General features: G+C 31.6%; 22 protein-coding genes. 4 read left to right on the top strand and 18 right to left on the bottom strand.

Annotation, left to right across the window (positions count from 1 at the left end; translation table 11 throughout):
- Positions 1 to 307: 307 nt before the first annotated feature.
- Genes LL038_RS02895 through LL038_RS02885 form a run of 3 tightly spaced genes read right to left on the bottom strand, consistent with a single transcriptional unit; the run spans position 308 to position 2,031 of the window.
- Positions 308 to 631: a hypothetical protein gene (locus LL038_RS02895; RefSeq protein WP_216122375.1), complete on the bottom strand. Its 324-nt coding sequence runs from the start codon at positions 629 to 631 to the stop codon at positions 308 to 310.
- Positions 632 to 636: 5 nt separating this feature from the next.
- Positions 637 to 1,662, bottom strand: a complete 1,026-nt coding sequence (locus LL038_RS02890; protein WP_216122373.1) for a nucleoid-associated protein — start codon at positions 1,660 to 1,662, stop codon at positions 637 to 639.
- Between the two features lie 24 nt (positions 1,663 to 1,686).
- Positions 1,687 to 2,031 carry a hypothetical protein gene (locus tag LL038_RS02885; RefSeq protein ID WP_216122371.1) on the bottom strand — a complete coding sequence of 115 codons (345 nt, stop codon included), beginning with the start codon at positions 2,029 to 2,031 and terminating at the stop codon, positions 1,687 to 1,689.
- Positions 2,032 to 2,137: 106 nt separating this feature from the next.
- On the opposite strand from LL038_RS02885, the gene LL038_RS02880 reads away from it, so the two are divergent.
- Entirely contained in the window at positions 2,138 to 2,356 is a 219-nt protein-coding gene (locus tag LL038_RS02880) for a hypothetical protein (protein WP_216122369.1), read from the top strand.
- Between the two features lie 77 nt (positions 2,357 to 2,433).
- Here the strand turns inward: LL038_RS02880 and LL038_RS02875 are convergent, their stop codons facing one another.
- From LL038_RS02875 to LL038_RS02825, 11 genes are all read right to left on the bottom strand, one after another.
- Positions 2,434 to 4,389 carry a DNA polymerase gene (locus LL038_RS02875; protein WP_216122367.1) on the bottom strand — a complete coding sequence of 652 codons (1,956 nt, stop codon included), beginning with the start codon at positions 4,387 to 4,389 and terminating at the stop codon, positions 2,434 to 2,436.
- An 18-nt stretch (positions 4,390 to 4,407) separates the two neighbouring features.
- Positions 4,408 to 4,971, bottom strand: a complete 564-nt coding sequence (locus LL038_RS02870) for a DUF2815 family protein (RefSeq protein ID WP_216122365.1) — start codon at positions 4,969 to 4,971, stop codon at positions 4,408 to 4,410.
- 57 nt (positions 4,972 to 5,028) lie between these two features.
- Positions 5,029 to 5,190, bottom strand: coding sequence for a hypothetical protein (locus tag LL038_RS02865; RefSeq protein ID WP_216122363.1), 162 nt, complete (start codon positions 5,188 to 5,190; stop codon positions 5,029 to 5,031).
- Positions 5,183 to 6,349: a DUF2800 domain-containing protein gene (locus LL038_RS02860; protein ID WP_216122362.1), complete on the bottom strand. Its 1,167-nt coding sequence runs from the start codon at positions 6,347 to 6,349 to the stop codon at positions 5,183 to 5,185. Before LL038_RS02860 ends, LL038_RS02865 begins: the two co-directional genes overlap by 8 nt.
- Positions 6,349 to 6,783, bottom strand: coding sequence for a hypothetical protein (locus LL038_RS02855; RefSeq protein ID WP_216122360.1), 435 nt, complete (start codon positions 6,781 to 6,783; stop codon positions 6,349 to 6,351). The genes LL038_RS02860 and LL038_RS02855 overlap by 1 nt, the downstream gene beginning before the upstream one ends.
- A gap of 3 nt (positions 6,784 to 6,786) precedes the next feature.
- Positions 6,787 to 7,029, bottom strand: coding sequence for a hypothetical protein (locus tag LL038_RS02850; protein ID WP_216122358.1), 243 nt, complete (start codon positions 7,027 to 7,029; stop codon positions 6,787 to 6,789).
- A gap of 264 nt (positions 7,030 to 7,293) precedes the next feature.
- Positions 7,294 to 8,349, bottom strand: a complete 1,056-nt coding sequence (locus tag LL038_RS02845) for a DUF1351 domain-containing protein (RefSeq protein WP_216122356.1) — start codon at positions 8,347 to 8,349, stop codon at positions 7,294 to 7,296.
- 60 nt (positions 8,350 to 8,409) lie between these two features.
- Complete coding sequence (locus LL038_RS02840) at positions 8,410 to 8,547, bottom strand: hypothetical protein (RefSeq protein ID WP_216122354.1); 138 nt, start codon at positions 8,545 to 8,547, stop codon at positions 8,410 to 8,412.
- 257 nt (positions 8,548 to 8,804) lie between these two features.
- Positions 8,805 to 9,059 (bottom strand): AbrB/MazE/SpoVT family DNA-binding domain-containing protein, encoded by a 255-nt coding sequence (locus LL038_RS02835; RefSeq protein WP_216122352.1) that lies wholly within the window; start codon positions 9,057 to 9,059, stop codon positions 8,805 to 8,807.
- A gap of 129 nt (positions 9,060 to 9,188) precedes the next feature.
- Positions 9,189 to 9,509: a histidine kinase gene (locus tag LL038_RS02830; RefSeq protein WP_216122350.1), complete on the bottom strand. Its 321-nt coding sequence runs from the start codon at positions 9,507 to 9,509 to the stop codon at positions 9,189 to 9,191.
- 54 nt (positions 9,510 to 9,563) lie between these two features.
- Positions 9,564 to 9,779, bottom strand: coding sequence for a helix-turn-helix domain-containing protein (locus tag LL038_RS02825; RefSeq protein WP_152752684.1), 216 nt, complete (start codon positions 9,777 to 9,779; stop codon positions 9,564 to 9,566).
- 217 nt (positions 9,780 to 9,996) lie between these two features.
- Here LL038_RS02825 and LL038_RS02820 point away from each other — a divergent pair, with 217 nt between their 5' ends.
- Together LL038_RS02820 and LL038_RS02815 are read left to right on the top strand one after the other, a co-directional pair.
- Positions 9,997 to 10,404 carry a helix-turn-helix domain-containing protein gene (locus LL038_RS02820; protein WP_216122348.1) on the top strand — a complete coding sequence of 136 codons (408 nt, stop codon included), beginning with the start codon at positions 9,997 to 9,999 and terminating at the stop codon, positions 10,402 to 10,404.
- A gap of 5 nt (positions 10,405 to 10,409) precedes the next feature.
- On the top strand, positions 10,410 to 11,486 hold the full coding sequence (locus tag LL038_RS02815; protein WP_216122346.1) for a site-specific integrase: 1,077 nt from the start codon (positions 10,410 to 10,412) through the stop codon (positions 11,484 to 11,486).
- Between the two features lie 66 nt (positions 11,487 to 11,552).
- Here LL038_RS02815 and LL038_RS02810 read toward each other — a convergent pair whose 3' ends face one another.
- Both LL038_RS02810 and dapF read right to left on the bottom strand, forming a co-directional pair.
- Positions 11,553 to 12,710, bottom strand: a complete 1,158-nt coding sequence (locus tag LL038_RS02810; RefSeq protein WP_216122344.1) for a GspE/PulE family protein — start codon at positions 12,708 to 12,710, stop codon at positions 11,553 to 11,555.
- Between the two features lie 150 nt (positions 12,711 to 12,860).
- Entirely contained in the window at positions 12,861 to 13,679 is an 819-nt protein-coding gene (dapF, locus tag LL038_RS02805) for a diaminopimelate epimerase (protein ID WP_216122543.1), read from the bottom strand.
- Between the two features lie 221 nt (positions 13,680 to 13,900).
- On the opposite strand from dapF, the gene LL038_RS02800 reads away from it, so the two are divergent.
- The gene (locus tag LL038_RS02800) at positions 13,901 to 15,634 is read left to right on the top strand and encodes an Rqc2 family fibronectin-binding protein (protein ID WP_216122540.1); all 1,734 of its coding nucleotides are present in this window, start codon (positions 13,901 to 13,903) and stop codon (positions 15,632 to 15,634) included.
- Between the two features lie 510 nt (positions 15,635 to 16,144).
- Here LL038_RS02800 and LL038_RS02795 read toward each other — a convergent pair.
- Positions 16,145 to 16,783 (bottom strand): class I SAM-dependent methyltransferase, encoded by a 639-nt coding sequence (locus LL038_RS02795; protein WP_253199847.1) that lies wholly within the window; start codon positions 16,781 to 16,783, stop codon positions 16,145 to 16,147.
- Positions 16,784 to 16,998: 215 nt separating this feature from the next.
- Positions 16,999 to 17,757: an MBL fold metallo-hydrolase gene (locus LL038_RS02790; protein WP_216122342.1), complete on the bottom strand. Its 759-nt coding sequence runs from the start codon at positions 17,755 to 17,757 to the stop codon at positions 16,999 to 17,001.
- Between the last annotated feature and the right edge of the window lie 96 nt (positions 17,758 to 17,853).

Below are 17,853 nucleotides of genomic sequence, written 5' to 3'. Positions count from 1 at the left end.
AAACTTTAATTAACTTTATTACTTATTGTTAACATAATTAAATAATTATGTTTATTACTATAAATTATAACATATTAATAAAGCACTTCTATGTTATTTATTTTCAATACCGTAATTATTCAATTTTCAAAGAGCTAAATTTATATCAAAGTTTTATCTTAGTACACCTCTTACTCTCAACCTCAGCCTCTTAAAATCTTGGGATTTCTGATTTACAAACTCCACAGATCCACGCATCATGTGATGTGGAAGAATACCCTCTAGCAAAACATTTAGGGCATATTCTTTTAAATATAACACACCTCCACTATTTACTTTCCTCTACAATATCCATAAGTTTTTGAGCTACTGCTGCAACTTGGATGGCTTCTAATGATAACTCTATTGCATACTTTCTGATAACCTCGGCTTCAATTTTAAACTCCTCTAAATTATCATTTCTGACTTGGTACCATAAACTATCCATATGATCATTAACAACTTCCAAAGCCTCTTCGCACTCTTCGGTTTCTTCTTTAATAACTGCATAACCATGATGCATGTCCACAAATTGAGGATGAATCTTGCTGGCTCTTTGGAGCTCTTCCCATGATAATGTCTCTACTGCTTTTCTTAACCCTTCATCAATCATAGCTTCTACCCCTCCACATAATTTTCTATATGTTTAATCACCATGTTAATTGATCCATCACCATTGTTTACAATTTCAAATTTATTAATATCTGCATATGCATCCCCAGTAATATTTAATGCTATAGCACTACTTACTTTAATTTTTACATTACTTAGTTTTTTATCTAAATATTCTTTATCAACTTTAAATCTTTCGATATTATGCGCTTGAAGATATGCAATAAAATCTTTTTTAACCTCTGGCTCATTAGGTAAGATTATTTCTTCTGCTAACTCATATATGTCAATATCTTCATTATCTCTAAGAACTCTTTTAACAGAAGATCTTAATTTCTCAGCTTTGAATGCTTCTTCTTTAAAATTACTTCTTGTCCACACTTCAACTAAAGCCATAAAAGCTCTTGTATAATCTCTATCATTATTAATTAAATTGCATCCTAATAAGGTATCTAGAAAATAATTGGCACCATCCTCATCTACCATAGGTTTCTTATCTAGCACGAGAAGATCATAGTCTTGACCAGCATGTATAGGTCTAATAAATGCACACTTTTGTACTTTTTTCTTATCTGATAATCCAGTTATTATAGACTGTAATCTTATATCTACATTATTATCAGTTATATTAACTTTGTGAGTGTATTGCTTGATGTAATCTATTTTTAATAATCCTATCATTGGACCATACTCGGTATTGAAAGAGACAACCAAAAGATCACAAGATGGAATACCCTCCGTGGTTTCCATGATTTCAAATAACTCACCTGCAGCTTCCTTAGAAAAACTATTTAAATCCATTCTCCCATCCAAGTACTCTTGACTATAAATTTTTACTGGTGTGCCTTTCTCTTTAAAGAACGCACATTTTAAATTATCATCCTTGAGTACCCTTTCCAAATGACTTAAAATAAACTTATACACCTCTTCAGTAAGGTCCAACATATAGTTGTTTAGAATTGGTTCATCTGAGTTATTATCAAGTACATGTATTACCGCTTCATTTATTTGAATATCTCTAATCTTATCCATTTTTCATTCTCCTCATAAATTTATTTAATATCTTCCCTGTAAAGCACGATTAGCATCACTGATACTTGAGTTAATGTAACCTTCGTATCTTTCAATTTTCTTATCCCTGAGGTCTATAATTTCTGTTAATCTTTTTATCTCAGCATCATAGAATATTTTTTCATCCTTAGTTACTTTTACATCAGGCTTACTTGAAGCATTAAGTGTTAACTCAATATACCCATAAGATTGATTAGTTTTATCTTCAACACTTATTATGGTTTCATTTCCCATAGCTCCATGATGACATACTTCACAACTAACATTGATTGGTATTCCCTTTGAAAATTTTCTCAGTTTATCTTCTAAAACTCCTACTGTTAAATCCATTGTTTCCTCCTTATTTGTGTAAAAGATTATTAAATCTTTTTCAATTTTCCCACATAAAATAATAGCAAAAGGACAATATATAATTAGAAAGGTGGTGAAAGAAAATATGGATAACAAAACAAAAATAGCTAAGAAACCTGGAGTTGAGCCTTTAATGGGAGGCGATAATTATATGGCCAAATGTAATGAACATCCAAATGGTCCTTGGCTTGGGCACTGTAAAATTATTAGTGGTGATGCAGATGTTGAAGCTCGGGAACATAATCATCTTTCACATAATGATCAAGATATTGCTTTTGTAATACGTGTCAATTGTAAACAATAAAAAAGCATTTGATATATTTTCAAATAATGACACAAATCATTTTAGAATATATCAACTTTCTAATTTGAGTTTGTGTCTTAATCCTTTTGATAATAGGTACACTCATATCCATCAGCCTTTAAAGGAAGACCAGGTGCCCAACTTATTGGTTCACTGAAGATATTATTCACCGCTTCCATGCTTCCAAAATCTTTAGGAACATCCATTATTATTTCATCATGGACATGCATTACAATGTCATACCCAGCTTTTTGTACTTTAAACATTGCTTCACCTAGACAATCCCTTGCGGTGGCTTGAACAATATTCTCTACAATTTTAGGTCCATAAGTCTCAAGTGTTGTCCATTGCTTTGTTGTCTGTGCCATTCCTTCATAAGTAACAACTGGTTTACCAAACTTACCATCCTCTATAGAAGGTCTTACATAAGCTAATTTTCTACCTGAGGGTAGTTGAATGAACAGAACTCCTGGCGCATAAATAAATTTAAGTCCAAACTGCATACATACTGTTGTTTTTTCATTTATAGCTTTTTTAGCAGCTTTATCACAGTCCCACCAAAACTTAGTTATATGGGTATTTGCACTTCTCCAACTACTAACTAAACCAGCAAATTCGTCTTCAGGTATGCTTTTACTTTTATCCATTACAGTAAGAGCTCCAACGCTACCGCCATACCCAAGTGCAAGTTCTGCTATCTTTCCTTTTGCTCTTAGATCACTACCTTTTGTAACTGATTCAATGGGAACATGAAACATTTGAGATGCTGAGGCCTCGTATATTTTGCCATGAGTTTTAAACACATCCATTCTCCACTTCTCTCCGGCAAACCACGCAATTACCCTTGCTTCTATAGCACTAAAATCTGCTACCATAAATCTATTACCCTCCCTGGGTATAAAAGCAGTTCTTATAAGTTGGCTTAAAGTATCTGGAATACTGTCATATAGAAACTCTACTTCATCAAATCTTCCATCTTTTATACAATTACGTGCATCCTCTAAATCAGGTAAATGATTCTGTGGTAAGTTTTGAACTTGTACAAGACGACCCGCCCATCTGCCGGTACGGTTAGCACCATAGAACTGTAGTAAACCCCTCACCCTTCCATCAATACATCTAGCATTTTTCATTGTTTGATACTTTTTAATAGATGTTTTGGCCATAAGTTGCCTGAGTTCTAAAATTCTTTTTACATCATCATCCTCAGCCTCTTCTAAAAGTCCTGGCACACTCTCTTTTGTAAGGCTTGTTACTTGATGACCTAATCTGTTACCTATCCATTTTTTTAACTGTGCCGCACTATTAGGATTGCTTAAGCCTGTTATTTTTACAGCTTCATTTCTAAGTCTTATAGAATAATTTGCATCACACTCAATAGCTTTTTCTATCATAACTAGATCAGTTCCAACACCTCTATCATTTATGTGTTGGTCCAGTTCCCATAATCTTTGTTCATCTTCTGTGATTGGATATATACTTAATTTATTTCTTATATCTCTTTCGACTTCTACATCTTGAATACAATATGTTTTAAATATTTCCCATTTCTCAGGATCATGTTCAGGAAGGTTTCTAGTTCTACCGCCATTTGCTTTTGTTGGTTTGCAGGGCTTACAGAAATACTGTATTAAGGCTTTACCTTCTTTCATCTTTTGTTTATCTTCTTCAAAATGCATTGCTTTACCAACCATACCCAAGCTACCAGGCAACCCCATTGTTAAAGCTTTTACCATAGTGCATTGCCACTCTTCAGGAGGACAATATATATCAAAGGTATCTGCTTCTATAGCATTTCTTTCAAAGTTTGCGTTAAATGCAGTCTTTATTACCTTAGAATCATTTAAAGCTTCATTCACTTCTTGTGGTAAATATTCATCATTCATAAAATCTATTATTTTAATTTCATCATCATTGAAAGCATAAGCAAATAGCATTATTTGAAAATCAGGGGCCTGTACATATTTGTAAGCCCCTGAGGTTGAAATATCTACACTGCTATATGTCTCTACATCAATTGCAAGTGTATCCATCTAATTCACTCCTTATTTCTATCCTAAGAAATCATCTGTTGCAGTTTCTACTGAACCAAAGTCATCTTCTGCCTTAGTAAATGCACCACTTAATGATTCTCCATCTTCTAATTTCTGTACATTTCCAAGTCCAGCTGCAACACCTTTGTTACCTGAAGCAGAGAATGCATAAAAATTAATTGTTAATCTTCCGTAACATCCCGAATATACTTCAGTTGCATCTAATACTGGGTGGACATTTTGGTCAACCACTCCTGGTTTATTTTTACTACTTGCATTTAAGAAATAGCAATTAGCATATGCATCATCATCTGGTCTTTCAACATCACCGTCTCTTAGAGGAGTTTTTAGCGTTGCTGGAACTTTGCCACCCCATTTAGTTTTGCCTTGAACCTTAGCTTCCTCAACCGCTTCCTTGATTGCTTTAAGTGTATCAATGTCTGTCTTAGGAATTATTACACTAACTGAAAACTTAGGTTCATTTCCTTCAATTGCATGAGCCTCAAATAAATGTGCATAGCTTAATCTAACCTTTCCTGTAGTTACCTTTGTTCCTGTTCTCATTGCTTTAACGTTTGCCATAATTAATAATCTCCTTCGTATTCTTATTTTTTATTAGATAAATCTTTGTTTGATATCCTATCTTTCGGGTACATACTTTTTTAGTTCTACTTCATTTTCTAACAATATTTTTTTTATTGTTGTTGGGGCATATCCCAACCGCATATGGACTGCTGTGAGTGTTCCGTATTTTTCATAAAGATATAAAATCTTTTCTGTGTCATATACTTTTTTAGCCATTAGGAACCATCTCAAAATCTGCTGTGGCTTTATTGAAAACTTCTCTTTTGTCAGTCTCAACAACTAATACTGGCTTACCTACTGGTTTTTCTATATAATCCCCAACTAGTTCACCAAATCTCTTCTTACCTATTGATTTTTCCATAGCAGATATGCCAAGTATCTCAGCAGGTTTATATACTTTATCTTGAGTGAATTCATCCATCAGAATATCTGATATAGCATCAACATCTGTATACCTTCTATTACTCCTACCTTCAACTAATTTCCATCCAGGATATGCAATACCCGAGACTGCTTGCTCTAAAGCATATTCTTGTACATCTTTGGCCCACTTAGCTAATTCATTGCATTTACCAATGATGTCCGCAATTTCATCTATACTTAATGTTGAACTATCTTGAAATTCATATATTGCTAGTTCCATGTTCTTATCAGCTCTGGCTTTGCAAACTGCGTTAGCTCTACAGAAACCCGAGCTACAATGCTCTCCTGCACAGAAATCTCCCTCACCTTTGAAAGCTAAAGCCGCTGCTGGGGCTAACTTCTCAGAGGCCCAATATAAAAGATCGATCGCTGAGATTTCATCAGTACTGATAGAATCTAATCTAGGTTGTATAATAGTCATTTTTACATTCTTTATATCATATAAGAAACTAAACTCTGATATAGCTCCTAGAGCATAAAGCCGCATTTGAGTATTACCTATAGCACTTACAGGAACGCCCTTACCATACTTAAGGTCAATAATTTCAATCGTTCCATCTGCAATAACAACCATATCCCCAGTACCAAATCCTTCAGGTACCCATTCACTATAATCAAGTCTTTGTTCTAAATTAATAACTGCATCAGGTGTTTTTGCTCTAGCCTCTGAAACTTTCTCCATACAAGTGTTTACATAAATATCTACATAGTCAGGCATGTCCTTTGTAAAAAGTTCATGTGCTTCTATCTTTTTAAACTCTGAATTAAATTTTCTAGTACTTATAAATTTTAATTCTTTCCTAAGTGTTAACTCCCCTAACTCATGGGCCAATGTTCCCTCCTCTGCAGCTTCAGATGTTTTATTTTCAAATTGTAGTTCCAATCTTGCACTAGGCGGGCAAGTCAACCATTTTTTAGCACCACTTGCACTTAATATTGCATGTTGTGCCATTAAATTAGTACCTCGGCTTCCTTATAAACTGCTGCATATTCTTCTTCTTTTAGTTCTGGTAATTTACTAGCACCATGTTTAGCTAATAAGTCCTTAGCCTCTTTCTGCTTACCTGACTTCATAATTGTGCTGAGTCTTTCTCTTATTAATTCCTTAGTTATTTTTGGTTCTCCACCTTTTGTTTTTTCTTTCTGGGCATCATCTTTAGGTGTAATATCATCTTTAATTACTTCCTTTGTATCTTCAGGCTTAATCTTTTCTGCAGGCTTGTCTCCATTTTTTGCACCCTCACCCTTAGCTACTTTCTTAATTTCTACAGATGGGGCTATGTCGCTTACACTAGTAACCCCGCTTGATATAAGACCCTTAGTACCAAATGCACCTATGAAACTTAAAAGTTCCTCGTTTGAATTAAATTCTGCTGTTATTTTCATAATTTATATTTCCTCCTTAGATTTTTTATTTTTTATTATATCTGGACCCATATCATTTATTTCCATTGTTCCATGGCTACTACCAGTCTTAGATTCATATTTAAGTACAAGTTTTCCTCCGGCGCTACCTTCAACATGTTGATCAGTAATAATGGCGCCCTTACTTATAAAATCAATTACTCTTTTAGGTACATATATAAACTCATTATTTTCTGCTGGATATGCTAGCTTTTTCAATCTACTCATCTAATCAAAACCTCCTAAAAACAATTTATTTTCATAAGTTTCAATATCTACTTTTTGAACAATTACTTTAGTAGCATTTTTAACATGCTGCTTAATATTTGAGTACCTTGAAAAATAACCTATTGAGTATGCGCTGTTAGTTGGAACTAAACAACATCCCCTTCTTTCAAGTCCTCTATATCAGTCTTATAAGAATATTCCATATGCTCCTGATAACCTTTGAACATTATGAGTGCTATTCTTCAGCCATCTATATCAACCTCCTTAGATCCAGGTATAGCCATTGTCATTTAGATATTCTTCGAGAGCATCTAACTGTGTCTCTGTTCCAGTAACTGTATAAGTTTCAGTAGCTTTTAATTTGGCTTGTTCTACTACTTTAGAAGGACCTGGTATAATAACTTTAGCTTCGTTCACTCGTGACTCTTCTTTTTTTATAGCGTCTAATCTTTCAGATTCTGCTTCCTCTTCAGCTTTCCATTTGGCCCTATCAGCTTCCCTTCTCTTTTCTAGCTCAATTTGCCTTTCATGGTTAACTCTGTCTGCTTTTTTTTGTGCTACATTATCAGCCTCAAGCTTGATTTTTCTTTCAGCTTTTCTTGCTTCAATCGCTAATCTCTCAGCTTCTGCTTCTTCAGCCACAATCTTAGTTTTTTCAGCATTTTCGTTAATCATTTTAATTAAGCTATTAATGTCTTTACCATCTTCCAATAATCCCAGATACAGATTATTTAGTAGAGTGACACCATATTGCGAATTAGCAAGTTCAACTTTACTTTTAATAAGTTCAATGTTGGCTTCCTCTATATTTTGTTGGGATAATAACAGATCCGCTTGATTGGTTAAATCTATGTTAATAGCTTTTATTTTGGTACCTTTGTTCAGCATTTGCTCTGTAATTACTAACTGACTATAATATTTATATTCCAAGAATCTTTCATCAGTTAAGGTGTCTATGATAGTTTGAATATCTATCCTTTTCTGCTCACGTCTATCAACTTCAAACTTATCAGCTTGTAAAGATATTGGATTGATAACAGTGTCAAACTTATCATTTAACTTCTTACATTGATCCTCAAATTTTGTAATGTCTTCAGTTAATAAGGCTTTAGTTTTTATCCTAAAATCATTTAGAGATTTTTTACCTTTTCTAAGTTCTGTCATGGTCTTCTTACACTCTTTTACTGTGTCCTCAGTAAATACTAAACCATTGTATTTCTTAAGCGTTACATCCAGTTGTGTATCTATCTCAGCATAGTTAAAACTAACCTTAGCCGGTATTATCTGTGTTACCTTTGTTTGTACTTGTAATTCAGCCATTTATATTTCCCCCCTTGTATATGAGTCCGTAGCTTCATCATAACTCCATGTGGTTTCCATCTATTTAGTAGCCTCCTTTAAAACATTAACAATTGTTTTAATTGAGTCATTGATGTAGATATCTGCATCATTAGGCCCATCAATAGATCTTAAATTTGTTAGTACTTCTTCTAGTGATTGTCTGTATTTTTCTTCCACCTATACAACCCCGCTTTCATTTGATATAATGTTACTAAGAATTTTTAACTTTTGGTTGCTTTACAGAGCAGCCTTTTCTTTATTTAATTGTAGAGAACATGATTTATTAATTTTTTTACATGCATTTACACAACGAATATTTTTCTCACAGTACATACAACAAATAGGATTTTTACTATCAACTGGACACTTCCCTACACTACAAATTATCAATTCATCACCTCTTTTATTTAACTCCCCTCATATTCCCTCGAGCTTTATAGAAGTTTGCTTTTTCCAATTTCTTTCAAGCAACTTTTGCATACCCATTTACCTTTAAAATTAACTAGGTTGTTATCGTTCTCGCTGCAGATAATACAATCAGGTGTATATTTTTTAAGAATTATAGTATCACCCTCTGTATATATTTCTAAAGCATCCTTAATCTCTATACCCAAAGTTCTTCTTAATTCTATTGGAATAACTATCCTTCCAAGTTCATCTACTTTTCTTACTATTCCAGTTGATTTCATAATTAATAATCTCCTTTTAATTTGTTTTTTCTAAACCTTTGTTTGTTTTATATTTTTATTGCCCTCTGCTAGAGCTTGTACACCATTGCGGTGTTATGTTGTTAGAATTATTAAGATGTGTTTATTTGACTATGCTTGCTTTGAATAGATAACCTCTGCACCTATTGATAACATTCTTGTGATTCTAGATTTTAATTCTGCTATTTCTCTGTCCCTCAATTCAACTATTTTAATTTCATTTTCTAATTCTTTCTCAAGTTTTTTTCTTTGTAACGGAGAAAATTTTTCAAGTTTAGCACCTTCAAGTTCTGCAATATGTTGTGGTGAAAATCTTATTACTGGCATACCCTTACATGCTGTTAGCGTTCCTTCTCTTCTCCAGTTATCAATTGATGTTTCAGTTACTTGCCATCGTTCAGCTAAATCCTTTTTAGTTAAAAGCCTGTCCATTACTTGCCCTCATTTTTTATACTATCCAATAATTTAAGTAGTAGTTCAGTGTATTCAACATCTTTTTTCATTTGATTTTGTCTCCTCCCATGCTTTTAAAATTAGTAACGGTTCAATATTGAATTTCTTTGAAAGCTTTTCAATTCTTCCTGCATTCATTTTTCCTTTCCCTTTTTCAATGTTGCTGTACTGTTGCCTGCTGATTTCAAGTATTTCAGCTAATTTCATTAATTTTATCCCGGTGTCTAGCCTAAGCTGCTTAAGATCCATTTTCGTTCCCCTCCTTTGCTTCATCCGATACATTTATAATAACTTTAATTTGCCTTTTAGCAAACTCTTATATTTTACTATTTAAACACATTGTCTCATACATACTCTAATAAGCTCGGATTATATCGAATTTAATCACATTTTCTTTTTAGCAAATTTAGTTTGCCTACTTTACATTTATGTAAAATCATATATAATGGTAATTGAGGTGATTGTGTTGACAATAGTTGATAGATTAAAAAAATTTAAAAGTGAATTAGGCTTAGAGAATAATAAAGAAATGGCTACTCTATTAAAAATAGGTGAATCATTTTACAGTTCAATTGAGAGTGGTAAGAAGCCAGTGAGCAAAAACGTTTTACAGAGATTAGTAGTTTTATCTAAGCTTCCTGAGGAATATTGGAAATATGGAATAACTGACGAAGTGGAACTACTAGAAAAAAGAGAAGAGTTTAAATGTTTAAAGGATGCCATAAATCAATTAAGCAATATTGGGTTATTAAAAAGCGATAGTAAAGATTTTAGTTCTTCTGTTGAAGAAGTTTTAATTGCTGCAATGAAAGCAGATGTGACACATATATTAGATAAGCAAAAAATAAAAAAAGAAACTATTAAGGAGGATTAATTTATTTGGAGCATAATATTACTTATAGACAAAAAGACAAAGGTTGGCAATTTATAATAAGTTATAAAGATATTGATAATAAGTGGAAACAGAAAAGCAAGCAAGGTTTTAAAACTAAGAGAGATGCCAAACCTATTGCTGAAAAGATGTTAGAAGATTTAGAGTCTAGCATTAAAAATAATGTAGATGTAGAAGGTGCAAATCAAACCTTTAAGGAAGTCTCTAAAATGTATTTAAAGCATAGCAATTTATATAAGGAATATAATACAGTGAAGGCTTCTGAAAATACCTTTTCTAAATTTAAGTGTCTAAATTCTATTAAAATAAAAGATATACAGAAAATTGATATTCAAGGTGTCGTAGATAAATTAGTTAAAGAAGGTTTAAAGCAAAGTACAATTACATCACATGTAGTAAGGTTAAATACTTTTTTAAAATATGTTAAGGAAGATCTAAATATAATTGTAAGCTTACCGACCGAAAAAATAAAAGTACCTAAGGAAAAAAATAAAACTAATAAAAAAGCACTTACTAAACCAGAACTTGATAAACTTTTAAATGATTTAATAAACAATAAATTTTATATAGTAGCTTTTATAGCTGCCAATACAGGAATAAGGTTAGGTGAAATACTTGGTCTTACTTGGAATGATCTAGACGAAATAAATCTAACATTAGATGTTAATAAGCAATGGAAGGTACTTGAAAAAAATAAACCCTCTACATTTGGCACATTAAAGAGCAAAAATTCATATAGGACAGTACCAATATCAAGTAAAACATTAAATGCATTAAAATTTTACAAAAAAAATAACCCTACTGATTTTAAGAATAGGATAGCACCATTTAACAGTGCAAGCATTTTTAAATATTTAAATCCTAAGTTGAGAGAACTTGCTGATATTAGTCTACATGAGTTAAGACATACTTATGCAACTTTGTTGATAGCGGATGGGATGGATTTTAAAACAGCTGCTAAGTTGTTGGGGCATGATGTTCAAGAAACTTATAGAACCTATTCCCATGTAACAAGTGATATGCTTAAAAATGCTGCTAAAAGAATAGACAAAATTTTTAAGTAATTTTTTTTCACTTTATTTTTGACGAATCTTTTGACGAATGTATCTAAACCCTAGTAAATTCAGTGCTTAACAAACTATATAAGTATCCTGCCTTAAAATGCTCCTAAGCCCTATCGAAAAAGTTAGACCCGCCTTATTGTTTACGTTTACTTGATTAATTCCAGGCATATTATATTCTATTGGATCCTCTATTGTAACTATATTTTTAGTTTTACTATTAATTTCATTTAGTAGTGCATACAATGTTGTTGATTTTCCACTTCCTGTAGGTCCCGCTACTATTATCATTCCATGAGAAAGTTTTAATACACTTTTTAAAAGAAGAACCTTCTCCTTACTAAAACCTAATGAATCCAAATTAATAAATCTTTCTACTTTGTATAAAACCCTTATAACTAACTTCTCGCCATACATTGTAGGCAATGAAGATACCCTAAAGTCGTAATCTATACCATCTATATTTTCTGTCATCTTCCCATCTAGCGGAGTTAATTTTGTAGCTATATCCATATTCGCCATTATCTTTAATCTTGTGCATAAGGATTTATATACATTTTTCGGAATTTTATTTATTTCATTTAATATTCCATCTACTCTCATGCGAATTAAAGCAAAATCCTTAAAAGGCTCTAGATGAATATCACTAGCCTCTGCATTTATGGCCCTCTTTAACAAAGAATTCGTTATCCTTATAACCGGTGAGTTCTCAGCCCCAAATGTAGAAGACTGCTCTTCATTATTTTGTTTGCTTTCTAAAATATATTCTTTTTTCATTTCTTCAACTGCAACATCTACAATTTGTTTCGCATAACAGTTCTCAATGACCTCTGCGATATGACTAGTCAGATCGAAAAAGACCTTAATCTTTTTATTTGTTATAAATCTTAATTCATCAATAACTGTTATTTCGAATGGATTTGAAAAGGCAACATATACCTCATTGTTATTCTCATAAAAGGGTATTAAACTGTACCTAGTAGCGACCTCCTTTGATATTAAATTAAAGACTTCATCCTTTATACATGTAGAATCTAAATCAATATAAGATATACCAAAATTAATCTCTATTACTGAAATAACTTCCTTTAGGTCTATTTTTGTGTCATTCATAATAATTTGCTCTTCGCTACACCTATTTAAAAGTGAAATTTCCTTTACTTCATTATATTGCCTTGTGGTAATAAGTTTTTTATCTAATAATATTTGGAGCAAATTTTTTTTCATGGTATTTTACCCTTTCTGATACGTAAAATTTATAAATGTTGTTCTATTTGTAATCATTGTCAATTCTAGAAATTTTATTCACTTGCTCAAAAATAATTTACATAAAAAAACAACTGTACTATTATTACATAGACAGTTGCATATTAGTTATCACATTAAAAATTGTCCTTTAAAAACAGTTTCTGCGGGCCCTTCCATTAAAACCTCACCTTCAACAATCTCAATATTAAGTATTCCACCTGGAACCTGCACTTCGACTTTCCCCTCTGTATACCCTAGTCTATTAGCTGCTACCACCGCCGCACAACTACCAGTACCACACGCAAGAGTCGGCCCTGCACCTCTTTCCCAAGTCTTAACTCTTATCCTGTTTTTGTCCACTACTTCACAAAAGTTTACATTTGTTTTCTGTGGAAATAGACTGTTATTCTCAATAACTTTCCCCTCACAAACTTCATAATCTTCAAGTTTTCCGAAAACAACAGTATGTGGAACACCCATAAGTAATGACGTAATATAATAGTCCTTATTGTTAGTATCTAACTTCTTATTTATTATTTCGATAGATGATAAAGCTGGAATGCTTATAGGATTAAAATTATAATTCCCCATATTTATAATAACACCTATGAACTCTCCATCTTTAACACAAATACTTGCGAGCTTTACTCCATCACCAGTCTCAATTTTTATGTTCTCACCTAATACATATTTTTTTTCAAATATATATTTAGCAAAACACCTAATACCATTTCCACACATAGAAGCATAAGAACCATCAGCATTCATAATTATCATCTGAATATCTGCTATAGTACTTTTTCTAACCACTAAAATTCCATCAGCACCTATTCCATAATGCCTATCACAAAGTTTTTTAGCAAGTACCCCTAGATCATTATATTTTTCCTCTAAATCTTCAATAACAATAAAATCATTTCCTGTTCCCTGCATTTTAGTAAAATTTATAATTTCCATATAACTCCTCCTTTTTACATTCGTATACCGTGACTTTTCATTAATTTTCTTTAATGGTATACTATTATTAGTAATATATTTCATATTCCGCTGAATACATAAAGATTATCTAAAAGATACTATATTATATATAATAGTATATAATATAATGTATTATTTAAAAAGCATAAATAAAATTTATAATGATAAAACAAACTGAAAGGATGATATATATGGCATTGGATGGAATTTTTTTATCTAGCCTCATTGAGGAAATTAAAGATGTAATCATAGATTGTAGAGTTGATAAAGTAACCCAACCAGAGAAAGACGAAATCATACTAAGTTTCAAGAAAAACAGAAAAATACATAAGTTACTAATAAGTTCAGGAGCTAATTATCCTAGAATTCACTTTACAGACTTTAACCTAGAAAACCCAAAACAAGCCCCTATATTTTGCATGGTTCTAAGAAAATATTTAAATACAGCCACTGTCTTAGATGTTAGACAACTAAATTCGGATAGGTTGCTAGTTATTGACTTTAAGAGCAGTGATGAATTAGGTTTTGATAGTATGTACTCATTAATAATTGAAATAATGGGTAGACATAGTAACATAAGCCTAGTTCGTACGCGAGATAATATAATTATGGATAGCATTAAACATGTTGGCGCAGATGTCAACAGTTTCCGTGTTTTATATACCGGTGTCGAATACATCTACCCACCAGCTTCCACAAAATTAGATGCTTTTAATTTTGAATATGATGAATTCTATAAGTATATAACTACAAATGATATCCAATTTACTGAGAAATTTTTCACAGGTACTTTCACAGGCGTAAGCTCAAACCTTTCCTCCGAACTTGTGTATAGATACCTCACTAAAAATGCAGATTTCAACTTAGAAAACGCTAAAAATATATATAATTTCACAACAGACCTTTTTAAAAACATGCATGAAAATAAATTTTTAGCAGCTTATGCTAAGAAAGGTGTCCTTAAAGATTTTCACTCTGTTGAGCTTACCTCATTAAAAGATTGTGAGCTAGAACAATATGATTCACCCTCTAAACTTATAGAGACTTTTTATTTCCGTAAAGATAAACATGATAGGTTAAACGCTAAAAGTTCTAATCTTCAAAAAATAGTTAATACCAATATTAGTCGTTGTGATAAAAAAATGAGAATACTTAACGCAACTTTGAAAGACTGTTCCACTAAAGGTACTTATAAATTACACGGTGAACTCCTAACTGCAAATATATACTCACTTAAAAAGGGCGATAAATTTGCAAATCTTGTGAATTATTACAGCGACAATGGTGAATATATTAAAATCAAACTTGATGAACATAAAACTCCATCACAAAATGTCCAATACTATTACAAAAAATATAATAAATTTAAAATAGGTGAGGAAATGGCCTTAATTCAAATGGATCTTACCGAAAATGAATTAAAATATCTTCATTCCGTGCTTACCAATATATTAAATGTAGATAACTATAGTGGAATAGAAGATATTAAAAATGAACTAGTAGAAACTGAGTATATTAAAATAAAAAAACACGGTAAAACTAAAAAAGTAAAACCAACTAAACCAAGGCACTTTCTATCAAGTGATGGCATTGATATTTATGTTGGTCGGAATAATATTCAAAATGATCTTTTAACTTTAAAGTTTGCCAATAAAAATGACATGTGGCTCCACACAAAGGATATACCTGGTTCCCATGTTATTATTAAAAACATTGGTGATATCCCAGCAAATACTCTACTTGAAGCAGGTAACTTATCAGCATTTTATAGTAAGTCCCAGAATTCATCTAGTGTGCCAGTAGATTATACACAGGTTAGAAATGTAAAGAAACCTTCAGGAGCAAAACCGGGAATGGTTATTTACACAACAAATAAAACTATATATGTAACTCCTGTTGAAAGTACCCTAGAAAGAATAGAATAGAGTGGAGTACATCTGTATGAAAATTCTCCAGGACGTGACTTGCAATAAAAATTCAAAACGTGAAATTTAATTAACGAATTCTAATCTTTTTCCAATATAAAATTCTCTAACACTCACATTCGCCTTCCTGGCTCAGGTTCGCTAGCCTGCCGTCCTAGCAGGCTTACGAGAATTTTATATTAAAAAAGAAGAATTAATAAATTTAATTTCAATGTTTTTTCATTTCTTATTGCTATCCACTTCGAAGAATTCTCATACTATTATGTAGTTCCATAATATATATCTAAAAGCAATGGCTGATAAACAGATAATAGACTCCAATAATCACCACAAAAAAATCTTTTAGCCGGTAGGCTGCGTATGTAGTAACTAACATCGATTGATGTTGTGCTCCATTCATAATATCAATATACGTTTAATATCGAAACCCATATCAAATGATATGGGTTTTCTTACTATGATATATAAGAAAGATTTGAAGAGACAATTTGTCTTATAAAGTCGATAATTTTAAAATAAACCCTTATTTTCAATTTCTACTATCCATGTAAAATTTACGATATGCTCACTATGAATCTTACAACCTAAAACTCTAATATATTTTTCTAATTCTTCTATATTGGTATAATATTTATTTTCAATTACACTCGATAAATCTTCTCTACCTTTACTACATAGGTTCTTTATGCATTTTTTTCTTTCATTATCATCGGCAAACATAAAATCCACAATAATAATTTTACCATCATTTTTTAAATATCCTAACATGTATTTAATTGCTTCTTTCTTTTCATTATCATTTAGGCTATGGAAAGCATATGTTGTTACAACAACATCAACATCGTTTTTTCTAAAAGGCTCATCTAGAAAATTCCCTAATTTAAATTTCATCTTATTATATTTATTTTTAGCAAATAAGATCATTTCCATACTTTGGTCGATTCCTGTTATATCCATTCTTTCACTTAATTCACCGCATAGATTACCTGTTCCACATCCTATGTCAATAACACTTACAGCCTTATATTTAATTATCCTACTTCTTACATCAAATAAAATCTCATCATACTTTTCAAATAACCCTAATTCATCATTTGATTGATCTCTAACCATTTCTTGAAATTTTGTTGCCCTATTATTAAATCCCAAACTACTTATACCTCCATTTCCAAGTATATATTACTTTATTAATCTTTCCATTGTATTCCCCATGCTTTCTACAATAACAAATCTACCATTAAATATATTATAACTATAATTCTAGCATAAATTTAATCTTAATTACCGTTATAAAATACCAGTACTACATAACATGTTTGAATAGTTATTCTACAAATATCTCTATAATCCTTTAACAATATTATTTAAAATACAAAACTTAATTCTTCCCCATTTTGAGGTATAATCACATTAGTATTAATATTATTGATATTAATATAATTAATTAAATCTTTTCTTGATAATCTGCAATGGTTCCATGCTTCCATGTGTACAGCAACAACCTTTAGATTTGAATATCTAAGACATAATGCATATATATCTTTGGTTGTCATAGTAATAGGCTCTCCATGATCAAATTGTGCTCCACCACAATTGCAAACAACAATATCAGGCCTGAATTTATCTATTGAATCTTCAACTTCTTTACACCAGACTGTATCTCCTGCTATATAAACAGTAGGCTCTCCAAAACAGGTCATAACAAACCCTGATACTGGTGCCATTTTTATAGCAAGTTCATCATGTCCATGTTTTCCATTTGTACGATTAAAAATAATATCATTCCAAATAAAAGTGGTATCGATAGGATGTACATCAATAAATCCATAAGATTGTAATTTTATCTCATCCTTAGGTTGGCAAAATACAGGAATATTTTTAGAAAGTAATTTTGCTGCTACCACGTCGAAGTGATCTCTATGAGTATGAGTAACAATTATAGCATCACAATTAGTAATGTTATCAATATCTATAGGCAATTCAACTAATGGATTATAGTTTTGGTTTGGCACATTTTCAATAGGAACCATAGAGCCTGCTTCACTTAATACAGGGTCTACAAGTATTCTTTTATTATTTACTGATACTATTAAGGTGGCATGACGAATTAGCTGAATCTTCAATGTATATCCCTCCAATTATTTATGATATACTTATTATATAATAGATATTACTTGATTAGATAAATCATAAGAGTCAAAATGATCCCATCATGAAAG

Origin of the sequence: Clostridium estertheticum, assembly GCF_026650985.1 — a bacterium.
GTDB lineage: Bacteria > Bacillota > Clostridia > Clostridiales > Clostridiaceae > Clostridium_AD > Clostridium_AD estertheticum_C.
This window is presented reverse-complemented; position numbering and strand designations above follow the sequence as displayed.

Excerpts from the sequence above, each read along its gene's own strand:
- LL038_RS02895 (WP_216122375.1), bottom strand. The coding sequence starts at position 631 with ATGATTGATGAAGGGTTAAGAAAAGCAGTAGAGACATTATCATGGGAA.
- LL038_RS02890 (WP_216122373.1), bottom strand. The coding sequence starts at position 1,662 with ATGGATAAGATTAGAGATATTCAAATAAATGAAGCGGTAATACATGTA.
- LL038_RS02885 (WP_216122371.1), bottom strand. The coding sequence starts at position 2,031 with ATGGATTTAACAGTAGGAGTTTTAGAAGATAAACTGAGAAAATTTTCA.
- LL038_RS02880 (WP_216122369.1), top strand. The coding sequence starts at position 2,138 with ATGGATAACAAAACAAAAATAGCTAAGAAACCTGGAGTTGAGCCTTTA.
- LL038_RS02875 (WP_216122367.1), bottom strand. The coding sequence starts at position 4,389 with ATGGATACACTTGCAATTGATGTAGAGACATATAGCAGTGTAGATATT.
- LL038_RS02870 (WP_216122365.1), bottom strand. The coding sequence starts at position 4,971 with ATGGCAAACGTTAAAGCAATGAGAACAGGAACAAAGGTAACTACAGGA.
- LL038_RS02865 (WP_216122363.1), bottom strand. The coding sequence starts at position 5,190 with ATGGCTAAAAAAGTATATGACACAGAAAAGATTTTATATCTTTATGAA.
- LL038_RS02860 (WP_216122362.1), bottom strand. The coding sequence starts at position 6,349 with ATGGCACAACATGCAATATTAAGTGCAAGTGGTGCTAAAAAATGGTTG.
- LL038_RS02855 (WP_216122360.1), bottom strand. The coding sequence starts at position 6,783 with ATGAAAATAACAGCAGAATTTAATTCAAACGAGGAACTTTTAAGTTTC.
- LL038_RS02850 (WP_216122358.1), bottom strand. The coding sequence starts at position 7,029 with ATGAGTAGATTGAAAAAGCTAGCATATCCAGCAGAAAATAATGAGTTT.
- LL038_RS02845 (WP_216122356.1), bottom strand. The coding sequence starts at position 8,349 with ATGGCTGAATTACAAGTACAAACAAAGGTAACACAGATAATACCGGCT.
- LL038_RS02835 (WP_216122352.1), bottom strand. The coding sequence starts at position 9,059 with ATGAAATCAACTGGAATAGTAAGAAAAGTAGATGAACTTGGAAGGATA.
- LL038_RS02830 (WP_216122350.1), bottom strand. The coding sequence starts at position 9,509 with ATGGACAGGCTTTTAACTAAAAAGGATTTAGCTGAACGATGGCAAGTA.
- LL038_RS02825 (WP_152752684.1), bottom strand. The coding sequence starts at position 9,779 with ATGGATCTTAAGCAGCTTAGGCTAGACACCGGGATAAAATTAATGAAA.
- LL038_RS02810 (WP_216122344.1), bottom strand. The coding sequence starts at position 12,710 with ATGAAAAAAAATTTGCTCCAAATATTATTAGATAAAAAACTTATTACC.
- LL038_RS02800 (WP_216122540.1), top strand. The coding sequence starts at position 13,901 with ATGGCATTGGATGGAATTTTTTTATCTAGCCTCATTGAGGAAATTAAA.